17 protein-coding genes are annotated in these 24,388 nt (G+C 63.6%); 9 read left to right on the top strand and 8 right to left on the bottom strand.

The features are described 5' to 3' along the window. Window positions 1-19 precede the first annotated feature (19 nt). The 6 genes from tssK (at window position 20) to tssE (ending at window position 7,766) form a co-directional block, all read left to right on the top strand. Window positions 20-1,372: a type VI secretion system baseplate subunit TssK gene (gene tssK, locus WT26_RS23685; protein ID WP_069270988.1), complete on the top strand. Its 1,353-nt coding sequence runs from the start codon at window positions 20-22 to the stop codon at window positions 1,370-1,372. Beyond that, on the top strand, window positions 1,369-2,124 hold the full coding sequence (locus tag WT26_RS23680; protein WP_069270987.1) for a DotU family type IV/VI secretion system protein: 756 nt from the start codon (window positions 1,369-1,371) through the stop codon (window positions 2,122-2,124). Before tssK ends, WT26_RS23680 begins: the two co-directional genes overlap by 4 nt. Then, window positions 2,121-3,899, top strand: a complete 1,779-nt coding sequence (locus tag WT26_RS23675) for an OmpA family protein (RefSeq protein ID WP_418220540.1) — start codon at window positions 2,121-2,123, stop codon at window positions 3,897-3,899. Before WT26_RS23680 ends, WT26_RS23675 begins: the two co-directional genes overlap by 4 nt. 92 nt (window positions 3,900-3,991) lie before the next feature. Beyond that, window positions 3,992-4,477 (top strand): Hcp family type VI secretion system effector, encoded by a 486-nt coding sequence (locus WT26_RS23670; RefSeq protein WP_006479553.1) that lies wholly within the window; start codon window positions 3,992-3,994, stop codon window positions 4,475-4,477. A 137-nt stretch (window positions 4,478-4,614) separates the two neighbouring features. Then, complete coding sequence (gene tssH, locus WT26_RS23665) at window positions 4,615-7,344, top strand: type VI secretion system ATPase TssH (protein WP_069270985.1); 2,730 nt, start codon at window positions 4,615-4,617, stop codon at window positions 7,342-7,344. Further along, the gene (gene tssE, locus WT26_RS23660) at window positions 7,341-7,766 is read left to right on the top strand and encodes a type VI secretion system baseplate subunit TssE (protein WP_059481107.1); all 426 of its coding nucleotides are present in this window, start codon (window positions 7,341-7,343) and stop codon (window positions 7,764-7,766) included. The genes tssH and tssE overlap by 4 nt, the downstream gene beginning before the upstream one ends. Before the next feature lie 7 nt (window positions 7,767-7,773). Here the strand turns inward: tssE and WT26_RS23655 are convergent, their stop codons facing one another. Next, entirely contained in the window at window positions 7,774-8,562 is a 789-nt protein-coding gene (locus tag WT26_RS23655) for an NAD(P)H-dependent oxidoreductase (RefSeq protein ID WP_069274083.1), read from the bottom strand. Between the two features lie 87 nt (window positions 8,563-8,649). Here WT26_RS23655 and WT26_RS23650 point away from each other — a divergent pair, with 87 nt between their 5' ends. Next, complete coding sequence (locus WT26_RS23650) at window positions 8,650-9,543, top strand: LysR family transcriptional regulator (protein ID WP_069274082.1); 894 nt, start codon at window positions 8,650-8,652, stop codon at window positions 9,541-9,543. Between the two features lie 125 nt (window positions 9,544-9,668). Here WT26_RS23650 and WT26_RS23645 read toward each other — a convergent pair whose 3' ends face one another. The 6 genes from WT26_RS23645 to WT26_RS23620 all read right to left on the bottom strand — a co-directional run bounded on the left by WT26_RS23645 (window position 9,669) and on the right by WT26_RS23620 (window position 19,618). Next, entirely contained in the window at window positions 9,669-11,126 is a 1,458-nt protein-coding gene (locus WT26_RS23645; RefSeq protein ID WP_059955777.1) for a TolC family protein, read from the bottom strand. Next, a complete protein-coding gene (locus tag WT26_RS23640; protein ID WP_060156902.1) occupies window positions 11,116-12,534 on the bottom strand; it encodes an HlyD family type I secretion periplasmic adaptor subunit in 1,419 nt (472 codons plus the stop codon). Before WT26_RS23640 ends, WT26_RS23645 begins: the two co-directional genes overlap by 11 nt. 15 nt (window positions 12,535-12,549) lie before the next feature. Beyond that, window positions 12,550-14,676: a type I secretion system permease/ATPase gene (locus WT26_RS23635; protein ID WP_069270983.1), complete on the bottom strand. Its 2,127-nt coding sequence runs from the start codon at window positions 14,674-14,676 to the stop codon at window positions 12,550-12,552. Window positions 14,677-14,888: 212 nt separating this feature from the next. Next, complete coding sequence (locus WT26_RS23630) at window positions 14,889-18,131, bottom strand: RHS repeat protein (RefSeq protein ID WP_155123192.1); 3,243 nt, start codon at window positions 18,129-18,131, stop codon at window positions 14,889-14,891. Window positions 18,132-18,150: 19 nt separating this feature from the next. Next, window positions 18,151-19,011 carry a hypothetical protein gene (locus WT26_RS23625; RefSeq protein WP_155123191.1) on the bottom strand — a complete coding sequence of 287 codons (861 nt, stop codon included), beginning with the start codon at window positions 19,009-19,011 and terminating at the stop codon, window positions 18,151-18,153. Between the two features lie 127 nt (window positions 19,012-19,138). Then, complete coding sequence (locus WT26_RS23620; RefSeq protein WP_060156897.1) at window positions 19,139-19,618, bottom strand: DUF2844 domain-containing protein; 480 nt, start codon at window positions 19,616-19,618, stop codon at window positions 19,139-19,141. A 1,063-nt stretch (window positions 19,619-20,681) separates the two neighbouring features. On the opposite strand from WT26_RS23620, the gene WT26_RS23615 reads away from it, so the two are divergent. Next, window positions 20,682-21,086: a DUF2471 family protein gene (locus WT26_RS23615; RefSeq protein WP_069274081.1), complete on the top strand. Its 405-nt coding sequence runs from the start codon at window positions 20,682-20,684 to the stop codon at window positions 21,084-21,086. 27 nt (window positions 21,087-21,113) lie between these two features. Here the strand turns inward: WT26_RS23615 and WT26_RS23610 are convergent, their stop codons facing one another. Next, on the bottom strand, window positions 21,114-23,147 hold the full coding sequence (locus WT26_RS23610; protein WP_069274080.1) for an NADPH-dependent 2,4-dienoyl-CoA reductase: 2,034 nt from the start codon (window positions 23,145-23,147) through the stop codon (window positions 21,114-21,116). A gap of 75 nt (window positions 23,148-23,222) precedes the next feature. Between WT26_RS23610 and WT26_RS23605 the strand changes: the two genes are divergently transcribed. Continuing rightward, on the top strand, window positions 23,223-24,332 hold the full coding sequence (locus WT26_RS23605) for an AraC family transcriptional regulator (protein ID WP_069274079.1): 1,110 nt from the start codon (window positions 23,223-23,225) through the stop codon (window positions 24,330-24,332). Window positions 24,333-24,388: the final 56 nt, after the last annotated feature.

Raw genomic sequence — 24,388 nt, 5'->3', positions numbered from 1 at the left:
AATTCCAATAGACCACACCATGCGGATCGAAAAACCGCTCTGGCATGAAGGGCTGATCCTGACGCAACAGCATTTCCAGCAGCAGGACCGCTGGGCTGCGTTCGCATTGCGCCAGCTCGCGAATTCCGTCGTTTCGTCTCCATGGGGAACGCTTGGCGTCGATATCGACGAAGACGCGCTATCGTCAGGACGCCTGAAGCTGACGCGGCTCCAGTTGCGCCTGCCGGACGGCACCCCGATCGACACGACCGTCACCGACACGTTGCCTCCCGCACGGGACCTGACTCAGGGAATATCTTCCGACGTGCAGAGCGTCGTCGTGCTCGCAGCACTGGCGCTGCCCGACGCGAACGGCGGCAACTGCCGCTTCGACGAGACCACGCTGGCCCGGCCGAAGCGTGCGTATCGCGAGTTCGTCAAGGTGATCGATCTCAACGGCGGCGGCGAATCCGAAATCGCCGCGGAACGCCACGCAGTGCGTCTGCTGTTCGATTTCGAGCCGCATGACGACGATACGGTGTGCGCGATTGCGCGGCTGACACGCACGACGAATGGACAGTTCCACGTCGATCGCCGCTTCGTGCCGCCTTGCCTCACGCTGTCCGCACACGCGCTTCACGTCGAACGGGTTCATCGCCTCGCCGACATCCTGAGCGCCAAGAGCGCCGCGCTCGGCGCGCGCCGCAGCGAACGGATCGAACAAGTGGCCGAGTATGGCGTCGCGGACGTCCAGCTTTTCTGGCTCCTGCATTGCATCCACAACGCGTGGCCGCAACTCCGCTTTCTCGCGTCGCATCCGAGCCAGCCGACCGACCGTCTTTATCAGGTTCTGTCCCAGCTCGCGGGTGCACTGATCACGTTCTCGACGAGCACACGGCTCGCCGACATTCCCACCTATGATCATGCCAATGCCGACGAGGTGTTCGCGACACTCGAGATGCTGATCCGCGACCTGCTCGATGCAATCATTCCGTCGCGTGTCGTCTCGATCGGACTGGCCCACACAAGCCCGACGACGTGGACCGGTCAGGTTCTCGACGAACGCCTCGCCGAGGGCACGGCGGACTGGTATCTGTCCGTCAATGCCGTCTTGCCCGCATTCGAACTCGTCGAACAATTCCCGCGCCTGTGCAAGGTCGGCGCCCCCGACGACGTCGAGCACATCGTCAATTCCGCCGTCGCGGGCATTCCGCTCAAGGCGGTCCAGCGCGTACCGGGCGCCATTCCCGTTCGGCTCGACAATCATTATTTCGCGCTCGATCCGGCGGCGCCGGCACTGGCGAGAATGCTTGCCGCACGCGCTTGCCAGATCTATTTGCCCGCGTCGATCCCCGATGCATCGATCGAACTCTACGCCGTGCTGCGCTCATGAACACCATCATTTCCACGCGCGCCCAGGTAGCGCTGCTCGAGCGCGAACCGGGCTCCGGCCACGCAACCGGTACATCGATTCGCGCGTTGCTGCGCGACACCGCCCTGCTCGTTACGCATTTATCGAGCGAAGGGCAGGCACAGAACGTCGGCGAATTGCGCCAACGCTGCGTTCAGCTCGTCGCGCAATTCTCGACCGCGCTGGATGCACTCGGCATCGCTCCGGACGTGCGTGACGATGCCGTAATCGCCCAGTGCGGCCTGATCGACGAGGCCGCCCTGCGGCACCTGCCACCCAGCGACCGCGCGCAGTGGGAACAGAAGCCCTTGCAGGTGGATCGGTACGGTATCCATGATGCGGGCGATCGCGTATACGAGCGGATCGAATACCGGATGCGCGAGGCCGCACCCAATGTCGAATTGCTCGAATGCTACGCCGCCATTCTTGGCATCGGATTCCGGGGCCGCTATGCGTCTCCGGCGGGCGCGACGGCGGCATCACATGATGGCGAAGCGAAACGCCAGGCCCTGATCGCAGCGCTCGCCGAGCAGATCGATCGACTGCGTCCGGCTCCGCCTCCGCCGTTCCTGACGGACCGCTCCACGACGCGGCTGATCGACCGGCTGAAGTGGCTTTCGCCCTGGGCAATCGCGGGCATCGCGTGCGCCACTGCCACACTGACATGGCTCGTCTGGCACCAGATCCTCGATGCGCAACTGGCGCACCTCATTCAGCAGGCGAAACGGCCGTGAGTTCCGATCTGTACGCTCGGCCCGCCATGCCAGGCCCGGGGTCACATGCTGCACGGGAAACGCTTGCGGGGCTCGGATATCCGCTGCGCACCGTCGTCACGTTGACCGCCATGCTGGCGCTCGCGGTCATCTGGCTCGTCCTGTCCATCGACCGCGGTACGGCATGGGGATTGACCGCCGTCATCGTCGCCGCTTCGCTTCTGGCCGGTTGGCTGCACATGCGCAAGCTGGCGCGCTTGCGTGAGCAGCATGCACACGTGCTGACCCAGCTCGGCGCCGCAACGGTCGACCTCACGGTGGGCCTCAGAACCAGAATGCCGGTCGCGCTGGTCGTCGGCGACGGTCTGGCTGCGCTCTTCGATCGCGAAGACACCGTCACGCGCTACGTGCATGTCGGCAACGGCGCGATCTGGTTGCGGGTGGATCAACCTCAGGACCTGTCGCGGCTCGCCGTCGCGATCCGGCAGTGGCGCGACGGACATGCGCCCGATTGCGTCGTGCTTTCGGTCGCTCCCGCGATGCATGCGAACAGCGATGTCCTCGCGCAAAGGCTGCGCGTCATCCGTCAGGCGACGGCCGATGCATCGAAGGCGCTGGGCACGGCATTGCCCGGCTACGTCGCGATCTACCAGCGGCTGACCGACGATCCGGCGACGAACCCGACGCAGTCCGGCGATTCGACGGCACAGTGGTACGGCGCGTCGGCCGCGTCGCCCATCGTCGACGCGCGCCGTTTCGACGCGGCGATCGAAGCCGCCGAATCGGAAGTGGTCCATGCAGGCGGCAACCACGCGACGGCCGCGCGCGCCGCCGGTCTGGCCACCATCGTCGCCTGGACGCAGCGAAACGTGTTCGACGTGCTCGCCGACCGGCGGCAGCCGGCGCCGGTGTGGCGCCTGTTCGGTGCGGGCTGGATCGATTGCGGGCCGGAAACCGGCCCCGGCAAGCCGTGGGAGCGCGATGTCCGGACGCGCGTCGCCATCGCGCCGCGCGCCCTTCCCGGCTCGACGCCGCCGTGGCCGCTTCCGCAGCCGTTGATCGAAGCCGCGCCGCAACGGGCATGGCGTTCGCCGCGGATCGCAGCCGTCGGGCACGCGTTTGCGATTGTCGCGTGCGCAACAGCCGTCGCCATCTGGGGAGCCGCAAAAAACAACGAAGCAATGTTGGCCCGCATCGGCGAGCACCTCGCACGCTACAACGCAATTCCCCAAACACACGACGCAGCGAAGCGCGATGCGCTGCGGGCACTGGTCGCGGATCGCGATCAGCTGGATCGCTTTGCGCGTACCGGCGTGCCGCTGCGGCTGTCGTTCGGGATGTATCACGGTCGCAGCCTGCTCCCGGCGCTCAACGACGCCATCGCATCCTACGAGCCACCTTCGCCGCCACCGTCCGTCGTGACGCTGGACAGCATGTCGCTGTTCGACAGCGGCAAGGCGGCGCTGAAACCCGACTCGACGCGCGCGATGGTGGGCGCACTCGAACTGATCAAGGCTCATCCGGGCAAGCGGATTCTCGTCGCCGGGCATACCGACGCTGTCGGCAAGCCGGATCGCAACCTGAAACTCTCGGTCGATCGTGCGGCCGCCGTGCGGGACTGGCTCGTCGACGCATCCGGCATTGCGCCGACCCGGTTCGCGATCCAGGGCTACGGCGATACCCGGCCTGTCGCGGACAACGCGACGCAGGAAGGCCGGGCGAGGAACCGCCGCGTGGAAATCACGCTCGTGCCCGATGCTCCGGCGCAGGCGTCGTCGGGAATTCCGGCGAGATAACGGCGTAGTTTGGTTCCCGAGGCGAGCACCTCGGGTTTGTCAGCGCCGGGCTCCGGTTCCGGCGATTCGCAGTACAAAGAAGGAGAGAACAAATGGCAATTCCCGCCTACATGTGGCTGAAGGATGACGGCGGCGCGGACATCAAGGGTTCGGTGACCGTTCAGGACCGTGAAGGCAGCGTCGAACTCGTCGCGTTCGACCACGGCGTCCACATTCCGACCGACGGCAACACCGGCAAGCTGACCGGCACGCGCGTCCACAAGCCGATCACGCTGACGAAGGAAACGGACGCGTCGACGCCGTACCTGTACAAGGCCGTGACGAGCGGCCAGACGCTGAAATCGGTCGAGATCAAGTGGTACAAGATCGACGACGCGGGCAAGGAGAAGGAGTACTTCAACACGAAGCTCGACAACGTGAAGATCGTCGCGGTGAAGCCGAAGATGCTCGACATCAAGAACCCCGACTACGAAAAGCACAATCACCTCGAGGACGTCGAGCTGCGCTACGAAACCATCACGTGGTCGTACAAGGACGGCAACATCATCCACAAGGACACCTGGAACGAACGTTCCTGACGTCCTGACCGACAGGCGGAAACCGGCTGCGGCGCAACCGGTTTCCGCCGGGCCGGCCGGCAATTCGCGCCGGCCCGGCCGCCGAAAGCGGGCGCCAACGGATGCCCGCCCCTTCCTCTCCCTTTCCAGCCCTCGACATGACGCTGCGCGACGACCGAACGCCCGCCCTCCGGGACGCCACTCATCTCCTTCGCCGCCTCAATCCCCATTGCACGCGGGCGCTTGAAGCCGCCGCGAGCCTTTGCCAGGCACGACTCGCGGACGAGATCGCCGTCGAGCACTGGATGCTGAAGCTGCTCGAAGCGGACGACGGGGACATTCCCGCAATCCTGCGGCACTACGATCTCGACATCGACACCGTTTGGGATGCCCTGATCCAGGTGATCGATCGCATGCCGCGCACGTTGCGCGGCAAGCCCGCGTTGTCGCGACAGCTCGCCGCCGTCGTCGAGGATGCATGGGCGCACGCATCGTCCGACGATCCGGACGGCATGATCCGCTCCGGCCATCTGCTGCAAGCCGTCGTCGAGGCGCCGCATGTGCTGCGCACGCAACGCGCGTGGCCGCTGCTGTCGGTCTCCAGCGCCCAGATCCGCCGCGTGCTGCCACGTTTGGGCCGGCGGTCCAGCGAGAACGACGCTGACGACGCCGCGCCGCCGCAACGCGATGCTGCCCATGCGGCTCAGGTTGCCAGCCGGCAGACGCCAACCGCCGACGCACCGGTCAAGCATGTTGCGCAACGCTCGATCGACGGCGACGCACTCGCACGCTTTGCACTCGACCTGACGGAAAAGGCCAGGAACGGGGATATCGATCCCGTATTCGGGCGCGACCGCGAAATCCGGCAAATGATCGACGTGCTGGCCCGCCGCCGCAAGAACAATCCGATCCTCGTCGGCGAACCGGGCGTCGGCAAGACAGCCCTCGTCGAAGGACTTGCGCTGCGGGTGGTCGAAGGCAGCGTTCCGGAGACGATTCGGGACACGCGCATCCTGACGCTGGATCTCGGCTTGTTGCAGGCCGGCGCGGGCGTCAAGGGCGAATTCGAACAGCGGCTGAAGAACGTGATCGACGAGGTGCGCGCGTCCACCACGCCGATCCTGCTGTTCATCGACGAAGCGCACACGCTGATCGGCGCAGGCAACGCGGCCGGCGGCGCCGACGCGGCGAATCTGCTCAAGCCGGCACTCGCGCGCGGCGAACTGCGCACGATCGCGGCCACCACGTGGGCCGAGTACAAGGAGTACTTCGAACGCGATGCGGCGCTCGAACGGCGCTTTCAGGTCGTCAAGGTCGACGAGCCGGACGACGACACTGCGTGCCTGATGCTGCGCGGGCTTGCCGATCGATACGCACGGCATCACGACGTCCATATCCGCGACGAGGCGATCGTCGCGGCCGTCAGGTTGTCACGCCGCTATATCCCGGCGCGGCAACTGCCGGACAAGGCCGTCGACCTGATCGACACGGCGGCGGCACGCGTGCGCATGGGTCTCGACGTGCCTCCGGCCGAACTGCAGCATGCGCGCGCAACGCTGGCAGCGCTCGCACTGGAGCGCGCCGCGATCGATGCCGACACACGCGCCGGACTCCCGGACGCGACGGCCCGCCGCGAATCGATCGACGCATCGCACGATGCCATGTACGCCAGCGCCGACGCCCTGGAGCGCCAGTACACGCGCGAGCGAGAACTCGTCGAATCACTGCGCGCCATCCGCCTTGCAGGGCATGCGCAGTCCGATCCCGGGCCGATCGCGACAACGCTCCAGTCACTGTCGTCCGTTCAAGGCAAGGCGCCGATGATCTTTCCTGACGTCGATGCACAGGCGATCGCGCGCGTCGTCGCCGAATGGACCGGCGTGCCGGTCGGCAACCTGGTCGAAGACGAACTGAGGAGCCTGCTCACGCTCGAATCCGCGCTGGCTGCGCGCGTGGTCGCGCAAGACGATGCGATCGCCGAGCTGGCGGAAAGCCTGCGCACGGCGAAGGCCGGCCTGAAAAGCGAGCACGCGCCGCTCGGCGTATTTCTCCTCGCCGGCCCGTCCGGCGTCGGCAAGACCGAGACCGCGCTGGCGTTGGCCGACCTGCTGTTCGGCGGCGAAGCCGCGCTGACGACCATCAACATGTCCGAATACCAGGAAGCGCACACGGTATCGCAACTGAAAGGCTCGCCGCCCGGTTACGTCGGCTACGGGCGCGGCGGCCTCCTGACTGAAGCCGTACGTCAGCGGCCTTATAGCGTCGTCCTGCTCGACGAGGTCGAAAAAGCGCATCGCGACGTGCTCGACCTGTTCTATCAGGTGTTCGACCGCGGCATGATGCGCGACGGCGAAGGGCGCGAAATAGATTTCCGCAATTGCGTGATCGTGATGACGTCCAACCTCGGCAGTGCGCAGATCGACGATGCGACGGCCGTCGATCCCGAAATCGCGCAAGCGGCGCTGCGCGAAGCGATTCATCCGCAACTGCTTGCACACTTCCAGCCCGCGCTGCTCGCGCGCTTCCAGACGCTGGTTTATCGGCCGCTCGACGCTACGGCGCTTGCGTCGATCGTACGGATCAAGCTGGCCAAGGTTGCCGAACGGCTGCATCGGCAACACGCCGTGACGCTGACGTGCGCGGACGACCTGATCGATTCGATCGCGCAGCATTGCGTATCGCGCGAGTCCGGTGCGCGCAACGTCGATGCGTTCATCAACCAGCGCATTCTGCCGACCGTTTCGCGTGAGCTGCTGACGCGCATGGCGTCAGGCATCACGCCGCACGCAATCGACCTTTCCGCGGACACGGGCGGCAAGATGACGATCGATTTCGTCGATGCGCCGTTGCCGGTCGATGTCGATCTCGCATCGCGGAACTTCGCATGACCGCCGGCCCGTCTCTCTACGACATGCTGCTCGGCCAGATCGGCGGCGAGCCGATCGACGCGTACGACGACAGGACGCTCGAATGCCTGAGCGTCCAGCAGAACGTGCGACGCATCCTCAATACGCGGGCCGGCGCGCTCAAGCATCTGCCCGACTACGGGTTGCCCGACCTGACCAACATCTACAAGGCGCTCCCGGCATCGGCACACGTCCTCAAGCAGCAGATGGAAGCGACGCTCTTGAGATACGAGCCGCGGATCCGATCGATCGACGTCGAGATCATCGACAACCAGGATCCGGGGATCCTGGTCAGCTTCGAGATGACGTGCCATCTGAAGAACGCGGGGCTCGTCCGGTTCGGCACGTACTTCGAGCCGCCCGGCCGCCTGCGTGTCGAGCGCCGCCTGCGCGGCCAGCATTGACCGGGCGTCAACGCCCCGCCCCATCCACGTGCGCCGCGAACCCCACCCGCCCCGGCGCGATCTCCTCCTTCAACGTCAGCGCCGGAATCTCGTAATCGCCCGCGTTCTGCCGGCGAAACGGAATCGGCGGCGTCGCCCACAGGCTGTCGAGGCGTTCGCCGAGCGCGTCGCGCGTCTGCGCAAACCGCGCGTCATCCATCTTGCCCGTCCGGTAGATCACGAACGGCGGCAGCACGTCGAACCCCGGGTAATACAACACCCCGTGCTGGATCGGAAACAGCACGTCGTCGATCGGACCGTTGATGCCGCGCGGGCTGTAGTGCGACTCCCACCCGCCCGTCGTGACGACGATCATCGCCCGCTTGCCGGCCAGCGAACCTTCGCCGTAGCGATCGCCCCAGCGCGTATCCGAATGCTCGCCGACGCCATACGCAAAACCGTACGCATACACACGCTCGACCCAGCCTTTCATGATCGCCGGCATCGAGAACCACCACAACGGAAACTGCAGGATCACCGCGTCGGCCCACTTCAGCTTCTCCTGCTCGCGCGCGATGTCGTCGCGCTGCGTTCCTTGCGCGAACGCGCGCTTCGAATCGAGCGACGGATCGAACCGCGCGTCGAGCGCGCGATCGGTCACGTCGTTCGCATCGAATGCCGCCTTCCAGTTCATCGCATACAGGTCGGTCACCTGCACCGCGTGGCCGGCCGCTTCGAGATGGCCGACGGCGAAGTCGCGCAGCGCGCCGTTCAGCGAACGCGGTTCGGGATGGGCATAAACGATCAGCACATTCATGGCCAGACACTCCGTTGCTTGAATGTCGGCAGGATGCCGCGCCGCCAGGTATATTTGAAATGAATTCCTGATATTCCAGGTATAGCCATGAATAATCTCAGACGACTCGACCTGAACCTGCTCGTCACGCTGGACGTGCTGCTCGCCGAGCACAACGTCACGCGCGCGGCCGAGAAGCTGAGCATGTCGCAGCCGTCGGTGAGCGTGCAGTTGCAAAAACTGCGCGACCTGTTCGGCGATCCGCTGCTGCTGCCGGGGCCGCGCGGGATGCGGCCGACCGCGCGCGCGGAAACGCTGCGCGAGCCGTTGCGCGATGCGCTCGAAGCCGTCGAGCGCGCGGTGGTTCCGGCCACCCCGTTCGATCCGGCGACCGCGACGAACACATGGCGCGTGGCCGCGACCGACTACGGCGAATCGACGATCGTGCTGCCGGCGCTGCACACGCTGCGCTCGGCCGCGCCCGGTACGCGGCTGGCCGTCGTCGAACTCGTGCCGCCGCGCATCGAGAAACAGGCGGAACGCAGCGAAATCGACCTGGCGTTTCACACGACCGAAGGGTCGCCGGCCGGCATGCGGCGCCTGCCGCTGTTCGCCGAGCGTTACGTGCTCGTCGGCCGCGCCGGGCATCCGAAGCTGAAGCGGCGCCCGACGCTCGCGCAGTTCGGCATGCTCGAACACGTGATCGTGTCGCCCGATGGCGGCGGCTTCTTCGGCGTGACGGACGAAGCGCTCGCGAAGGTCGGTGCCGTGCGGCGCGTCGTGCTGTCCGTGCCGCACTTCCTGTTCGTGATGTCGGCCGTCGCCAGTACCGATCTCGTCGCGATGCTGCCCGAGCGGCTGGTGCGCGACGTGCCTGCGTTGCGTGTGGTGGACGCACCGGTAGAGGTGCCCGGCTATGAAATGTCGATGCTGTGGCACGAGCGCGTGCATCGCGATCCCGCGCATCGGTGGCTGCGGGAAACCATCGCGGCGTCGGTGTGATATCGAACATACTCAAGCCGGCGGCCAGGGCACGCGCGGCGTTGCAGTTTCCGCCTTCTGATGCCAGAAGTTCGACCGGCTAGAAGCACAATATGCGGCACCGCGCCAACGATCATGGATCTTGTTCAATGCGGCACGACATTGTCGAGACTCCACATCCCGAGTTTTCCCAGCTTCGCCGCCAACTGCAGCCTCGCCGAGCGCCAGTCGGTCAGCGCCTGGATCCGTTGCCGCTTCGCACCCGCGAGCGCGGACTGCGCATTGAGCAGTTCGAGCATGTTTCCGACCCCCATCCGATAGCGATGCCCGGACGCGTCATAAGAACGCTGCGCAAGCGACTGCAGCGTCGCGCTGTTGCCGAGGTTGTGTGTCGCGCTTTGCAGTGCCTGATACGCGTTCCACACATCCAGCCCGACTTCCTGGCGGATCTCGTCGAGCATGCCGATCTGCAGCTCGGCTTGCGCGTTCGCCTGCCGGACCTGATAGGTACGGGCGAATCCCTCGAAGAGGGGAATCGTCACCTGAATTCCTAGATACCATTCCCGATGCGATGCGGGAAACACAGGAAAACCAAGCTGCAGACTAGTTGGCTGATTGTTGTAATTGTATTGGCCAACTAGATTGAGACGCGGCAACCCTTCGGCGCGGATCTGCATCGTCTTCGCGTGTGCAGCGGTCAACTGAGCTTTGGCGGCAAGGACACCCGGATAATTGCGCTGCGCCTCCTTGATCAGTTCCTCGATCGAATCATTGAACGCGCGATCTGCGGTCACTCCCTCGCCGACGCCGGGCAGCGTGATCCCGGTCGTCGGCGCCAGGAACATATCCGACGCGAGCGCTCCCATCGCGCTGCGCAAATCGCTTTCCGCCTTGGTGCGATTGACGACGGCCTCCGCGTACGCCGTTTGCGCCTGCAGTTGATCGCTGATCGACGCGACGCCCCTGTCGACTCGGGCAGTCGCCGCATCCGCGCTCATGAGCGCCGCCTGCTCGATCTCGCGCGCTGCCGCGAGCGTGCCTTGCGCGGCCTGCGCTGTGTAGAAGTCCTTTGCAACAAGCGCGAAGACAGTCTGCAGCGCTGCCTGCTGATTCGCCTGCGCTGCGGCAAGCAGTGCGGACGCGTTGCGCAGCGCCGCCGAACGGCCGCCGAAGTCATACAACACCCAGCTGAGGGACACGCTCGCATTTTGCAGATTAACCCGGTAATTCGAATCGAATTGCGAATAACCGGTGACGTGATTGTCCACGTTGTCACGCGTGCCCTGCCAGTTGGCGTTCACGGTCGGCAGAAACGCCGCGCGAGCAACGCCCACCGCCGCGGCCTGAATTTTGACGTTCGCCCATGCCTGCCGCGACTTGGGATGACCGCACAGCGCGCGTTCGACCGCGTCCTGCAGCTGCAGCGGTTGCGGCAAATCGCCGAAAGCGCAGATGCCGGGGCGTTGATCCAGCATGTCTGCCGCCGGCGTCCCGGATAGTGCACGCTCGGTCAGAAACGGATCGAAAGCATGTGCGGAACCTGCCCCGCACAGCCCGATCCACAGCGCAGCGGCGGCAATGCACCTGTTAAGCTCAACGCTCACGCAAACTCTCCTGCCCGGTCTGGACAAGCGGATCGAGGAAGTACTGCGCGACGGTACGCTTACCGGTCTTGATCTCGGCCGTGACAGCCATCCCTGGCGTCAGGTTGATCCAGGCGCCGTTCGCATGGATCCGGTTGCCGGCGAGCCGGATACGCACCGGAAACGTCAAGCCCCGCCTGCGGTCCTGAACCGCGTCGTTCGAGACGGTTTCGACCTTGCCTTTCAGATAGCCATAACGTGTATAGGGAAAGGCTTCGACCTTGACGATGACGGTCTGTCCCGTCTTGACGAAACCAATATCCTTGTTCTCGATATTCGCGTCGACCTCGAGCGTATCGTCGGGCACGATGTCCATCACCGGCGATGCCGCGGTCGCTAAGCCGCCGAGCGTGTGAATGCGAAGTTGCTGAACCGTGCCCGTAACCGGCGCGGTCAGGCTCAGCAATTTCTGTCGCGTATCGGCCTTGGTTTCGTCATTTCGGCTCTGTGCGAGCTGCTGTGTCGCCTTGTCGAGCAGATCCATCTGCTGGCGGCGAAACTGCGACGAAACCGACGCGATCTCGGCCCGCTGCTGAGCAATCGCTGCCGCCAGTTCCGTGGCGTGGCTGCGCTGCGCCGCCAGTTCATGCTCATGATTCAACGCCGCCTGCTCCTTGTCCAGGTACTCCGTCCTGGCAACATATTTGTCGGCAGCGAGTATCCGGTAGTCGTCCGCCTGTTGCCTTGCGAGCGGCGCCACCGCAGACAGTTTCGCGATCTGCTGCCGGACGGTGGCGAATTCGGCCTCCCGTCGCGCCAGTTCGGCCTGCGCGCCGCTCAAACGGTCCCAATACTCGCGATGGAAGCCTTCCGCGAAACGCTGGGCTTCAAGCTGCTGCTGCTCGCTTGCGCCCTCGACCTTGCCGACCACGGGCGGCTTCGATTGCGTTTGCGCGAGCAGCAGCGAGCGCGATCGCTCCACGGTGAGTGCCGCATCGAGCCGGCTCAGGCGAGCCTTGTCCGCATCGGCCGCCGCCTGTGTCGTATCGAGCTCCATCAGCAGTTGGCCGGCTTGCACACGCTGCCCGTCGCGCACCAGGATGCGACGCACGACGCCCGTCAGCGCCGGCTGAATCGTCTTCACCTGTTCCTTCGGAATCAGCTTGCCCGGCGCGACCGCGACGATGTCCAGTTTGCCGACCAGCACAACCCCGACGATCAACACGCCGAGGGTCACGATGATGCGCATCGTCCACATCGGCAACGGGTGAACGGGAGACTCCACCAGCTCCAGATGCGCGGGCAAAAACGCCCTCTCGTACGCGAGCTTCGGCTCGCCGTCGAGCATGCGTCGGATCTTCCACGACTCCCGGAACACCGCTGCGTATCGCTCGAGCAATGCGCCGAACGCTTGGAATTTCAGCATCATCGATATCCGGGAAAATCACATGTTCTGGAGCGACACCAAGTGCGCGTAATAGCCTTGCATGGCAAGCAACGACTCGTGAGTGCCCGTCTCTACAATGCGTCCCTTGTCCATTGCGACGATGTGATTCGCGCGGCGCACCGAGCTGAGCCGGTGCGCAATGATGATCACCGTCCGGCCCTCGCACATCGATTGCATGTTGTTCTGGATCACGCGCTCAGTCTCGAAGTCGAGCGCGCTCGTCGCTTCATCGAAGATCAGGATGCGCGGATCAGTCACCAGCGCCCGCGCAATCGCGATACGCTGCCGTTGTCCGCCGGACAGATTCGAGCCGTGCTCGCCGACGACGGTGTCGTAACCTTCCTGCAATTCAGAGATGAAATCGTGCGCGCCGGCGAGCTTCGCGGCGCGAATGACGGTGTCGAGCGGTGCGCCCGGATCGGTAACGGCAATGTTCTCGCGAATCGAACGGTTGAACAGCAGATTCTCCTGCAGCACGACGCCGATCTGTCGGCGCAGCCACGCCGGATCAGCAAGCGCCAGATCGATGCCGTCGATTCGGACGCGCCCGTGCTCGGGAACATACAACCGCTGCAGCAGCTTGGTGAGCGTACTCTTTCCCGAACCTGAACGGCCGACAATGCCGACGACCTCACCCGCCGCGATGTCGAGCGACACATCGTCGAGAACCGTCGGACCGTCAGGACGATACCGGAAGCGAACATTCCGGAAGTTGACATCGCCGCGCACGGCCGGCAACGTCTGACGGCTCTGCGACAGCTCGGTGCGCGTGTTGAGGATGTCGCCGAGCCGGCTCATCGAGATCCCGACCTGCTGAAAGTCCTGCCACAGCTGCGCAAGCCGCAGAACGGGCCCCGCGACGTGCTGCGACATCATGTTGAAGGCCACGAGCTGGCCGACCGACAACCTGCCCTCGATGACGAAGCGCGCGCCGAGATAGAGCGTCACGAGCGACACCAGCTTGCCCACCAGCTGGATCAGTTGCTGGCCCACGTTGCCGAGCGACGTGACTCTGAACCCGGCCGACACGTAGCCGGCCAGCTGGTTGTCCCAGCGGCGCGTAAACTGCGGTTCGACAGCCATGGACTTGACCGTTTCGACTCCCGACACGGTCTCGACGAGAAACGAATGATTGTCCGCGGTGCGCGCGAACTTCTCGTCGAGCCGCTTGCGCAAAACCGGCGTGATCGATATCGATATCGCCGCGTAGACGGGCAGCGAGAGCACCACGACCAGCGTGAGCCACACGCTGTACATGCACATGACCGCGATGAAAATGATCGAGAAGAACAGATCGATCACGGCTGTCAGCGCCTGCCCGGTCAGAAAGCTGCGGATGTTCTCGAGCTCGCGGACGCGGGCAACCGTATCGCCGACGCGGCGCACGCCGAAATAGGCGAGCGGCAACGCCAGCAAGTGCCGGAACAGCCGTGCACCCAGCTCGACATCGATGCGGCTCGCCGTATGCGCAAACACGTAGTTGCGCACACCGCCCAGCAAAACCTCGAAGACAGCGCTGATCAGCAGCGCGATGCACACCACATTGAGCGTATCGAACGCGTGATTGACCAGTACTTTGTCCATCACGACCTGAAACATCAGCGGCGAAACGAGACCGAACACCTGCAGGACCGCCGACACCGCGAACACCTCCAGCAGCAGGCGACGATACTTGACGACGGCCGGGATGAACCACGAAAAATCGAATCGCGCGAGCTCGCCGGCAAGCATCGCGCGCGACGCGATCAGCAGCGCATGCCCGTCGGAACGGGCGATAACGTCGGCGGGCGTACAGACGGTCGGATTCGATTCATGCGCTTCGGCGATCAGCGCCTTGTCGGCATCACAAGCTGCAAGCACGAAATGCGCGCCGCTTGCGTCGAACACGAGCGCGGGCTTGGGTAGCGATGCCAGTCGCTCGGCCGTCACGTGCACGCGGGATGTCTTGAGGCCGAGCGAGCGCGCAGCCAGTTCGAGTTCCTCGACGCCGAGAGCGCCTGCAGGCAGCCCGCTCGCATGCCGCATCTGGTCGGCATCGGCAGCAATTCCGTGAAATTGCGCGATCAGGACTAGCGCCGCCAAGCCTGGATCGGGTGACGCCAAGGTCAATTGGACTTCGTTCATGTTGAGTTGAGCGTGGCAGTTCGGCGTGGACTACCGTCGCCGCCCGTCGTTTCGGCGGCGGACGGCGACGGTGCTTGCGGCATGGGAGTTGAACGGCAACCGATCGGAGTGCGTTCGTACGACTCGTGCAAAGCCGTCGCCCGATCAATCCGGACGACGCGTCGCCCCGCAATACCGACATCTCCCCGCCGCCATTCCGACGGGGAGGCGCCTCAATGGATGTTGGCGCTCAATACCGAATGGGTGGAACGCTCCTGGGGAACGGGCATCGTCAATTCACCCGACACGACCGGATTGAAAGCAGCCATCGACTGGGTGAGCAGGCTGACGTTCTGTCGCATCGTCATGGGCGCGAAACCGCCTCCCCCGCCGCCATCTCCTCCGGTGCCGACGATCACCACGCACACCTCACCCGGGAAGCAGTCCGGTTCCGACACGCCGACGGGATAATTCGGTTTCGGCGCGGGACTCTGGCCGGGAAGCGGCGTCGGGAGCTGGATCTTGAGTATTGGCAAAGGCGCATTGGTGCCCGGAGACGACCCCGGCGGCCCGATGATGCGTCCCGACCCGGTCAACCCGGGCGGAGACACGATCGGATTGAAAGGAATCTTCGTCGAAGGCAACCGGGGGGGCCCAAGGGCCTTGCCGAAGTCATAATTCGCTGGAGCAGTCGGGTTGTAGCTGACGATCGACCCGTCCGGCCGGACTTCCGTTATGTATTCGGCGCCGTGCCCCATGAACTCGACCGCTCGGACGAACTTTCCGGACGCGTCGTAGTACCAATCTTTCTTGAGTCCGCCGCCTTCGTCAAAATCCTGGATCTTGGATACATTCCCCGTGCTCTGGTTGTATTCGTATTTCCGCCTGATCCGTCCGGCGTCGTCCATCTCGACCGTCAACGTCAGATGGCTCGTCGCATCGTACGTGCCCCGGCTGAAGATGTTGCCGCTCGCGCTGAAAATGTCCTTCTCCGCCAGCGATCCGTCGGGGCGGAAAACCCCGCGATCACGCAGGTGGCCATCGAGACCGTAGTAGTCCGATGTCCGGCTTCCGTCGGCGTTCAGATTCTGGACGTTCCGTCCGTCCGGGAGCTGTGTCGTGATCCGCATGCCTCCGTCGACAAAGTACTCGAAGCTCGCGACCGCCGGGAACCCGTTCTGCCAATTCGTGACCTGAACGATTCTGCCGCTTCCGTCGGTGACGGTCGTCACCGTATTGTTGTTGCTGGAACTGAACGTCGTGGTCGAGACGTTGCCGTTGCCGGTCGCCTCGATGCTCTTGGTCGCGAGGCCAGCGGCGTCAAACTCATGCGTCCATACCCACTTCCCGCTCGCCGTATTGAACATTTGCTCGCTTCGGCTGCCGTCCGGGTTGTACGTGACTGTAAATACGTGGTCGACTCCGCCCGTCGCCGTCATGCTGACTTTCCGCCCCGATGCGTCATAGAGGGTCTGCGACTGAAAGTTCATCTGACCGTTCGGCCCGAACTGCTGTTCCGAAATGTCGCGCGCATACTGGTCGGCGGTTCGCACCGCAATCCCCGGACTGTTTAAATAGTCAATCCGCGAAGCGGAAACGCCGGAATGATCTGCGTTGATTCTATAAACCCCTGCGGACGACATCGCAATGAGCGCGCCGTCTCCTGCCTTCAGCACGTTCGCGTTCACGAGATCGCCGTGAGCCGCTTTCCATTCGGCAGGGATCTGCGACGGATCCGCGATCGTGCCGGGCATGCCGAGCGCATTCGCGACGATCGCCAGGACCTGATTGAAATTCTGTCCCGTCTTGGTCGCGTACGCGCTCCACGTGCTGCTTCCCATCAGCAGGAAATACAGCCCGCCGGTCGTCCCCGTCATCAGTCCAGGCGCAATCGCGGAGGCCGATCCCATCATGCCGCCGACAAGCATCGAAAGCCCGATGTCGGCCACGCCGGGAACGGACCGCGCCCAACCCGCGGCCGCCGCCGCCGGGTTGCCCGTGAACGCAAGCAACTGCAGCGCGCCGGCGATCGTGCCCAGCTTTTCACCGAACACCTGGAGCGATTCCGTCAGCTTGTTGACGAGACGCCCCCAGACGAGAACCTTGCTCATCGAGGAAAGGTCCGCCTTGTACGCGGCCAGTTGCCCTTGCAATTCCGGCGTGAGACCGGCGGCATCGATTCCGTTCAGCGCATCCAGCAGGTTCTTGCCGATCGCATTGATCTTCGAAATGAACGCGTCGAAATTACTGTAGGGCGCAGAAAGCGCCGCACGGCTCGCCGCGTCGGAAATGATCCGGCTCGATGCGTCGTACGCGGCCTGAAGAACGTTGGCGAGATTCGTCAGCCCACGCTCCCTGATCGCCTGGATCGTTGCCGCACCCGCGTCACGCGAACCGATATCGTTACCGTTCAACGACGTAGCGTTGTTGTACACGCCGGATACCAGCACGGGGAGAGCGATCCCGCCGTTGTCGTTCGACGCAACCTTCTGGTCCCCGGACGATGCCGTGAAATTAATGCTGTGTCCCGGAATCTCGTTCGCGATGAAACGGGGCACGGTCTCGTTGTAATCCAGCCCCGCGCCCGTCCAGGAGCCGTTGTTAAGCCGAATGTCGAACCCGCCGGACGAATTTCTCCTGAAATTGTCCGGGCTCACGTCGATTTCCTTGCCGTTGTAAAACGCTTTGCCGCGCCCCGACCGGTCGATCATCGCGGCCGTGCCGGTCTTGTTGTTGTAGTAATAACTGAAGCCGCCCTGCGTTTCCACGCGGATGTCGTTTCCGCCCGGGAAAAGATTGCCCAGTGTGGTCATCTGGACCATCACGTCCGACAGCGACTGTCCACTCGGCAGCACGCCCTTCTGGAACAGCGAATACAGCATATCCACCATCGTCTTGCCGATCAACGCGGTGGCGGAGCTTCGCGATACGCCGGATGGGTAATTCTCGAAACTGGATACCCGCGCCGCCTCGAATCCGAGCCCGATTGGACTGTGCCCATACCACGCAAACGGAACCAGCCCACGATTGATGACCAGATCAATCGCCGTCTCGGGCTTCATTCCCGCCGCGGTCAAGGCTGCGCGATAGGACTCTTCGATCGGCGCCGTCTTCGGCAACAGCAGCAGACCGTCGCTGCTGCGAGCGTTTCTCGGATCGTTGTTGACCGCGACCTGTCCGTCCGACAGCCAAAGCTCCGACTGCCCTTTCTCCTTGCCGATCATGTCCACGTACTGACGCACGTGCTGCAGCGCGACTTCCTGGAACTTGCCGAAATCCGCGCCGGTGTTCGCCCAGTGATCGCGCACGGCGATGCCGTAGAACGAGGTGGGGTCGGAGATCACCGTGTACGCTTGAACCGCATAGCCGTCGCCGTAGCTCGCCAGCAATTTCCAGGCGCCCGCCACATCCTTGTTGTTCCCGTCTATCTTGGCAAGAACCTGATTCAACTGATCCTGCGTGATTCCAATAGCCATATGACATCCTCGAGACAGATTAATAGACCTTCACCATGAACGAACCAATCAGACTTCTCAAATCGGCAGTCAGGCTCGGCAGTCGAGAAAGCAACTTCATATGAAACGAAAATGACATGCCGTATAGATCCGATGCCTTATCGGCATCGATCGACATGTTGCATTGCGGCCTCGCGTCGCTCGGATAGCAACGCATGAATCGGTTGATCTTGCCGTCGCGACTCCAGAGCATATAGGTGTCGATCACCCGATCGTCGCCATTCGCCATGCCGCGAACATCCACCTCCCGAATGCCCGATGCGCGATATTTCTCCGGCGCGCCGGCAGCGAATTCGCTAGGCACCTTGATTTCGGAAAAGTGAACTTCGTCCTTTTTCTTCTCATATCGCCTCATTCTCTCCTTCAGTCCGGCGACTTCATTCTCAGACGAGGTTCCAGGCGACTGAATGCTGAAGTGCACTTCATCGTCTAGAATATGCCCGCCATTTCTTTTCATCGATTCGATCACTTCCGGATCGATGATGCTTATCATCCTGGGGTAGATCACCGCAAAGGAAAATTGAGTGGCGTGTCGCGGCGGCAGATTTTGCGTGAAATGCACGTAATTTTTCGGAAAGCGCATGTGCACGACGCGCCCTTTCAAAAGTCCATCCGGATAAAAGAAAGCATCGCGCTTGCCATGAGCGTCGATAATCGGCGGCAAATCTGTCCGGACGCCGTCTGGAATGGCGTTCGGATCGTAATGTGAAATCCGTTGCGGCTCCAGTTTCGGAATCGCGGCATCGAAAGCCGATATTTCGGCCGTCGAAATCGAAAAAGTAAGCGCAACCAACGTGCGAACAAAGGTTGCACGAACACTCACCCCTTTAGCGAATCTCATGATTGCTTTCTTTATTCCGTGCGTTCGATCTTCAATCGGACTGCGTGCTCGTACCCACTCCGGTCAGTCGTCCGCAAGCCGTGCAAGCACCGCCACGGGCCGATCCGGCCAGCGGTCCTGCTCGTCTTCAATTGAAGTCGCCTTCATTGACGCCTACGGGCAAATAGTCGGGCAACCACGCACCACCCATGTAATAGCCAAAACGTCCACTCTGACTCGACACGAAATCGTCCAGACGGACGATCACCACTCCGCCGCGAGGACGTGACCGTGGATTGGCTTCCCAGGCCGCCTGCAGGTCCGCCAAACCCTTCTGATATTTGGCCATATATGGGCCGAACAACTCCGCGAGATTCGGAGTGAACGGTCCATTCCAGGCGACGGCGAAAACGATGCCATCCGAGTCAAGGTACTCTCGAAGTGCGGTGCCGCCTACGAGATTCGTTTGTTTGACGGTATAGGAAGGCTTTTGATTGAGCGAATAAGTCTCACCGCCTTGCAATACCCTGGGATCACCACCCAGTACGGCGTGTGCGGAAACGCTGAAAAAGGCAAATACGATCGAAAGCGCAAACTCAACAACGAACAGCAGCTTGAATTTATTCATTTTTTCGCTGAAATGAAATATCGAACCTGGCTATGCCATTAGACCGACTCCAACGGCCCCGAGGAGTCTTTCGTATGCCGACTACTTTCTTACAAATACATTTCATGCAACATCAAAATTCCTTCCGATCGTACCATCTCGTTTTTGTAAACGAAAGGAAATTAATGGTCTTTCAGTGTATTGAAAACAGCGAATGGATATGCTACGGCACATGAGATTGCGGACAGTGGCATCGGATTTGTCGAAAGGACGTTGCCGGTCGACAACCTACCGGCACAGTGGTGCACTTCCGGATGCGCGCGCCTGATCGACTGTGAAGAGACCGCTCGTCACGTGAAAGTCAAATAAATGCTCAATCACCCTTTCTGCGGTCCTTCTCAAACTCGGCCTCTGGAAATCAGTCTTCCAGTTGTTCAAAAACAGCCGCAGCGTACCGTGCCCGACCCAGCTCGCGCGAAGCCATTATCCTGCGGTTGGTTCTCTTGCGCAGTTGGCATTCTCCGATTTCCTTGATCGTTGACAGCATTGCTTGCACATCTGGGAGAACGCAAATCGCATGCAAACACCATTCAGAAATCCGTATCGACATATCACATGCCAGCCATGTTCACACCTTGATTCGGATTCCAAATTTCATTTCGGCTGGTAATGTACGTCGAGTCGAAGCTGGCAAGCGGTAAGCAACCCCATTGTCAGCACCGCTACTTGATCGAGTCGCCGAGTCCAGCGTTTGCAGTGCTCACCATACGTCGCCGGGGAAAACATAGAGCGAATTCGATCGATCGCGCCCGCGAGCCCTCGGTCCCGTTTCAAGCATCAAGTCCGTCTCGGATTGCCGGCCAAAATTGCAAAAAACTATTAAAAAAATATATTCAATAGCTTTGACTAGCCTGCCTGCCTTGCCGTCCGGCGATCGTCTTTCCGTGATTGCCCATCATGCCAACGGACCCATCTTCGTTATCCAGGGCTTGAAACCAATCGAATCACTGTATATATTTACAGTGCTTTTGGCCATATGACCCGATTTCAGTCACTTTCGACGAACGGACTTTGTGAGGCGACCATGTTTCAGTCATCCGCATTCGATCCCGAGCAACCCGGCTTCAATCCCGTCCACTTCGAGCGCGCCGCGCGGCAGGCGGTCGTCGATCTTCAGCGTGTCGTCGGCGGCCCCGCGCAGCGGGCGCTCGGCTTGCGGCGCCGCAGCCATCCGGCCGCCGTCCGCACGATGAGCTGGCAGGCGCTGCTGAATGTCGAGGAGCTGGCGTTCTCGAACGCCGGCTTCCTGAACCGCAACGATCCGATGGTCGTCGACGCGTTCATCCGGCTGCGCGACAGCCGGATGGTCGCCGCGGATGTCGACGAAGCCGTCGACTGGAAACGCGACGACGACGATCTGCCCGCCGTCTATCTGATCGTGCGGGCCATGATCGAGGCTGAAGCGGAGGAACGGGCCGAAGCCGCGTAACCCGCTCACTGCGCGGTCACACGCCGGTCACAGCCGCGCCGCGAGGCGCGCACCCTGATCGATCGCGCGCTTCGCGTCGAGTTCGGCGGCCAGTTCCGCGCCGCCGATCAGGTGCACCGCGCGCCCCGCCGCCCGCAGCGGCTCGACGAGCGCGCGCTGCGGCTCCTGCCCCGTGCAAAGCACGATCGTGTCGGCTTCGATCAGTTCGTGATCGGTGCGCTGCTCGCCGTACGACACGTGCAGCCCGCGCGCATCGATCCGTTCGTAGTTCACGCCGCCGATCATCTTCACCTGCTTCATCTTCAGCGTCGCGCGGTGAATCCAGCCGGTGGTCTTGCCGAGCCCCTTGCCGAGCGGCGCGGCCTTGCGCTGCAACAGCGTCACCTCACGCGCCGGCGCCGTGACCTGCGCACGCGTCACGCCGCCACGCATCGCGGCGGGGTCGGTCACGCCCCACTCGGCCTTCCACTCGTCCAGATCGAGCGCCGGCGATTCGCCGTCCTGCACCAGATATTCGGCGACATCGAAGCCGATCCCGCCCGCGCCGACCACCGCGACACGCCGTCCGACCGGCTGCCTGCCCGCGAGCACGTCGATGTAGCTGAGCACGTTCGGCCCGTCCTGCCCCGGAATCTTCGGGTCGCGCGGCGCGACGCCCGTTGCGAGCACGATTTCGTCGTAGCCGCCCGCGATCAGGTCGCTTGCGTCGACGCAGCGGTTCAGGTGCAGGTTCACGCCGGTCAGCTCGACCTGGCGGCCGAAGTAGCGCAGCGCTTCGTGAAACTCCTCCTTGCCCGGAATCCGCTTCGCCATGTTGAACTGGCCGCCGATCTCGGCCGCGCCGTCGAACAGGTCGACCCGATGGCCGCGCTGTGCGAGCACCGTCGAGCACGCGAGCCCGGCCGGCCCCGCGCCCACCACCGCGATGCGCTTCGGCTGCGGTGCGGGCGTGTATTTCAGCTCCGTCTCGTGGCATGCACGCGGATTCAGCAGGCACGACGCGATCCTGTTCCTGAACGCGTGATCGAGACACGCCTGGTTGCAGCCGATACAGGTGTTGATCTCGTCGGCGCGGCCCTGTGCGGCCTTGACCACGAACTCGGCATCCGCGAGCAGCGGGCGCGCCATCGACACCATGTCCGCGCAGCCGTCCGCGAGGATCTGCTCGGCCACTTCGGGGCGATTGATCCGGTTGGTGGTCACGAGCGGAATGCCGACCTCGCCCTTCATCTTCTTCGTCACCCACGCGAACGCGCCGCGCGGCACCGACGTCGCGATCGTCGGCACGCGCGCCTCGTGCCAGCCGATCCCCGTGTTGATGATCGTCGCGCCCGCGCGCTCGACGGCCTTCGCGAGCTGCACGGTTTCGCTCCAGTCGCTGCCGTCCGGAATCAGGTCGAGCATCGACAGCCGGTAGATCAGGATGAAGTCGCGGCCGACCGCTTCGCGCGTGCGCTCGACGATCTCGATCGGCAAGCGGATGCGGTTCTCGTACGACCCGCCCCACTGGTCGGTGCGCTTGTTCGTATGCATCGAGATGAACTGGTTGATCAGGTAGCCTTCGGAGCCCATGATCTCGACGCCGTCGTAACCGGCTTCACGCGCGAGCTTTGCGCAGCGGACGAACGCGCGGATCTGCCGCTCGACGCCGCGCGCACTCAGTTCGTGCGGCGCGAACGGCGAAATCGGCGACTTGATCTTCGACGGCGCGACCGCGAACGGGTGATAGCCGTAGCGGCCCGTGTGGAGGATCTGCAGCGCGATCTTGCCGTCCTCCGCGTGCACGGCGTCGGTGACCTCGCGATGGCGCCGCGCGGCGGCCGACGTCATCAGCGTGCCGCCGAACGGCTTGGTCCAGCCGGCCACGTTCGGCGCGAAACCGCCCGTCACGATCAGGCCCACGCCGCCGCGGGCGCGTTCGGCGAAATATTCGGCGAGCCGCGGCAGCGTCTTGCGGCTGTCCTCGAGGCCCGTGTGCATCGAGCCCATCAAGACGCGGTTCTTCAGCGTCGTGAAGCCGAGATCGAGCGGGGCGAGCAGGTGCGGAAAAGGTGTCGTCATGATGATCGTGCCGGTAAGCGATGCGTGACATCGTAGGCGCGCGCCGCCTTGAACGTGAGGGGGCAAACAGCCATAATGCTTGTCATTTCCGGCCAAAACGACATGACTTCCCCTCTCGCCAAGGACCGCCTCGGGCTGCGCCGGCCGACGATTCCGGTCGCCTACACGCGCCTGCTGCTGCAGGCGCTGGCCGCGCGCGGTGTCGACCTGGCCGCCGTGCGCGCCGGCACCGGCCTGCGCGATGCGGTGCTGGCCGAACCGGACGCGCGCGTCGCGCCGTCGCAATGGGGGCGGCTCGTGCTCAATGCGATCGAGATCGGCGGCGATCCGGGCATCGGGCTCGCGTTCGGGCTGCTGCTGAAGCCGACCGTGCACGGCTTTCTCGGCTACGCGACCCTGACCGCGCGGGACATCCGCGAGGCGCTATCCGTCACGCAGCGCTACTTCCGGATGCGCAACCGCCAATATCGCCTGACCTGTGAAGAAGACGAGCGCGGCGCGACGCTCGAACTGCACGGCGTGCAGGCGAGCCCCGTGCTGCAGCATCACGTGATGTTCGAATTCGTGCTGACCGGGCTCGCGCAGAACATCTCGCAATGGGCCGGGCGCGCGTCGCCGCCGATCGCGCTGCGATTCACGTGGCCGGAGCCCGCCTACTTCGCCCGTTACCGGCGCCAGTTGCCGCCGGTGCGCTTCGGCTGTGCCGCCAACGCGCTGTGGATCGCGCGCGACGTGCTCGACTGGCCGCTGCCGCTCGCCGACGAAGTCGCGCACCGGCAGGCGCTCGTGCAGGTGGAACGCGAGTATGCGCAGGTGCGCCAGGAGGAAGGCGATCTGGTCGAACGCGTGCGCGCGGAGCTGGCACGCGGGGCCGGCGATTACCCGGGGCCGGAGACGCTCGCGCAGCAGCTGCTCGTGTCGACCCGCACACTGCGGCGCCGGCTCGAGGAAGCCGGGTCGAGCTATCGGCAACTGCTCGACGAAGCGCGGTTTCGCGACGCGAAGCAGTTGCTCGCCGCGTCGGATCTCGACCTGAAGACGATCGCCGAGCGGCTGCAATTCACCGACCCGGCGAATTTCACGCGCGCGTTCCGGCGCTGGGCCGGGCAGACGCCGAGCGCGTATCGGGAGGCGGCCGCCGGGCTGGCCGGCACGGCCCGGCATCGCGAAGGCGAAGGCACTTGAGACGTTGCGCCCGGCGGACGGGCCGACGGCAGGCGCAGGCCGATCACGACGCCGGC

Source organism: Burkholderia cepacia (assembly GCF_001718835.1).
In the GTDB taxonomy this organism is placed as follows: domain Bacteria; phylum Pseudomonadota; class Gammaproteobacteria; order Burkholderiales; family Burkholderiaceae; genus Burkholderia; species Burkholderia cepacia_F.
Note: the sequence above shows the minus strand (reverse complement) of the source record. Positions and strands in the feature narration are given on the sequence as shown.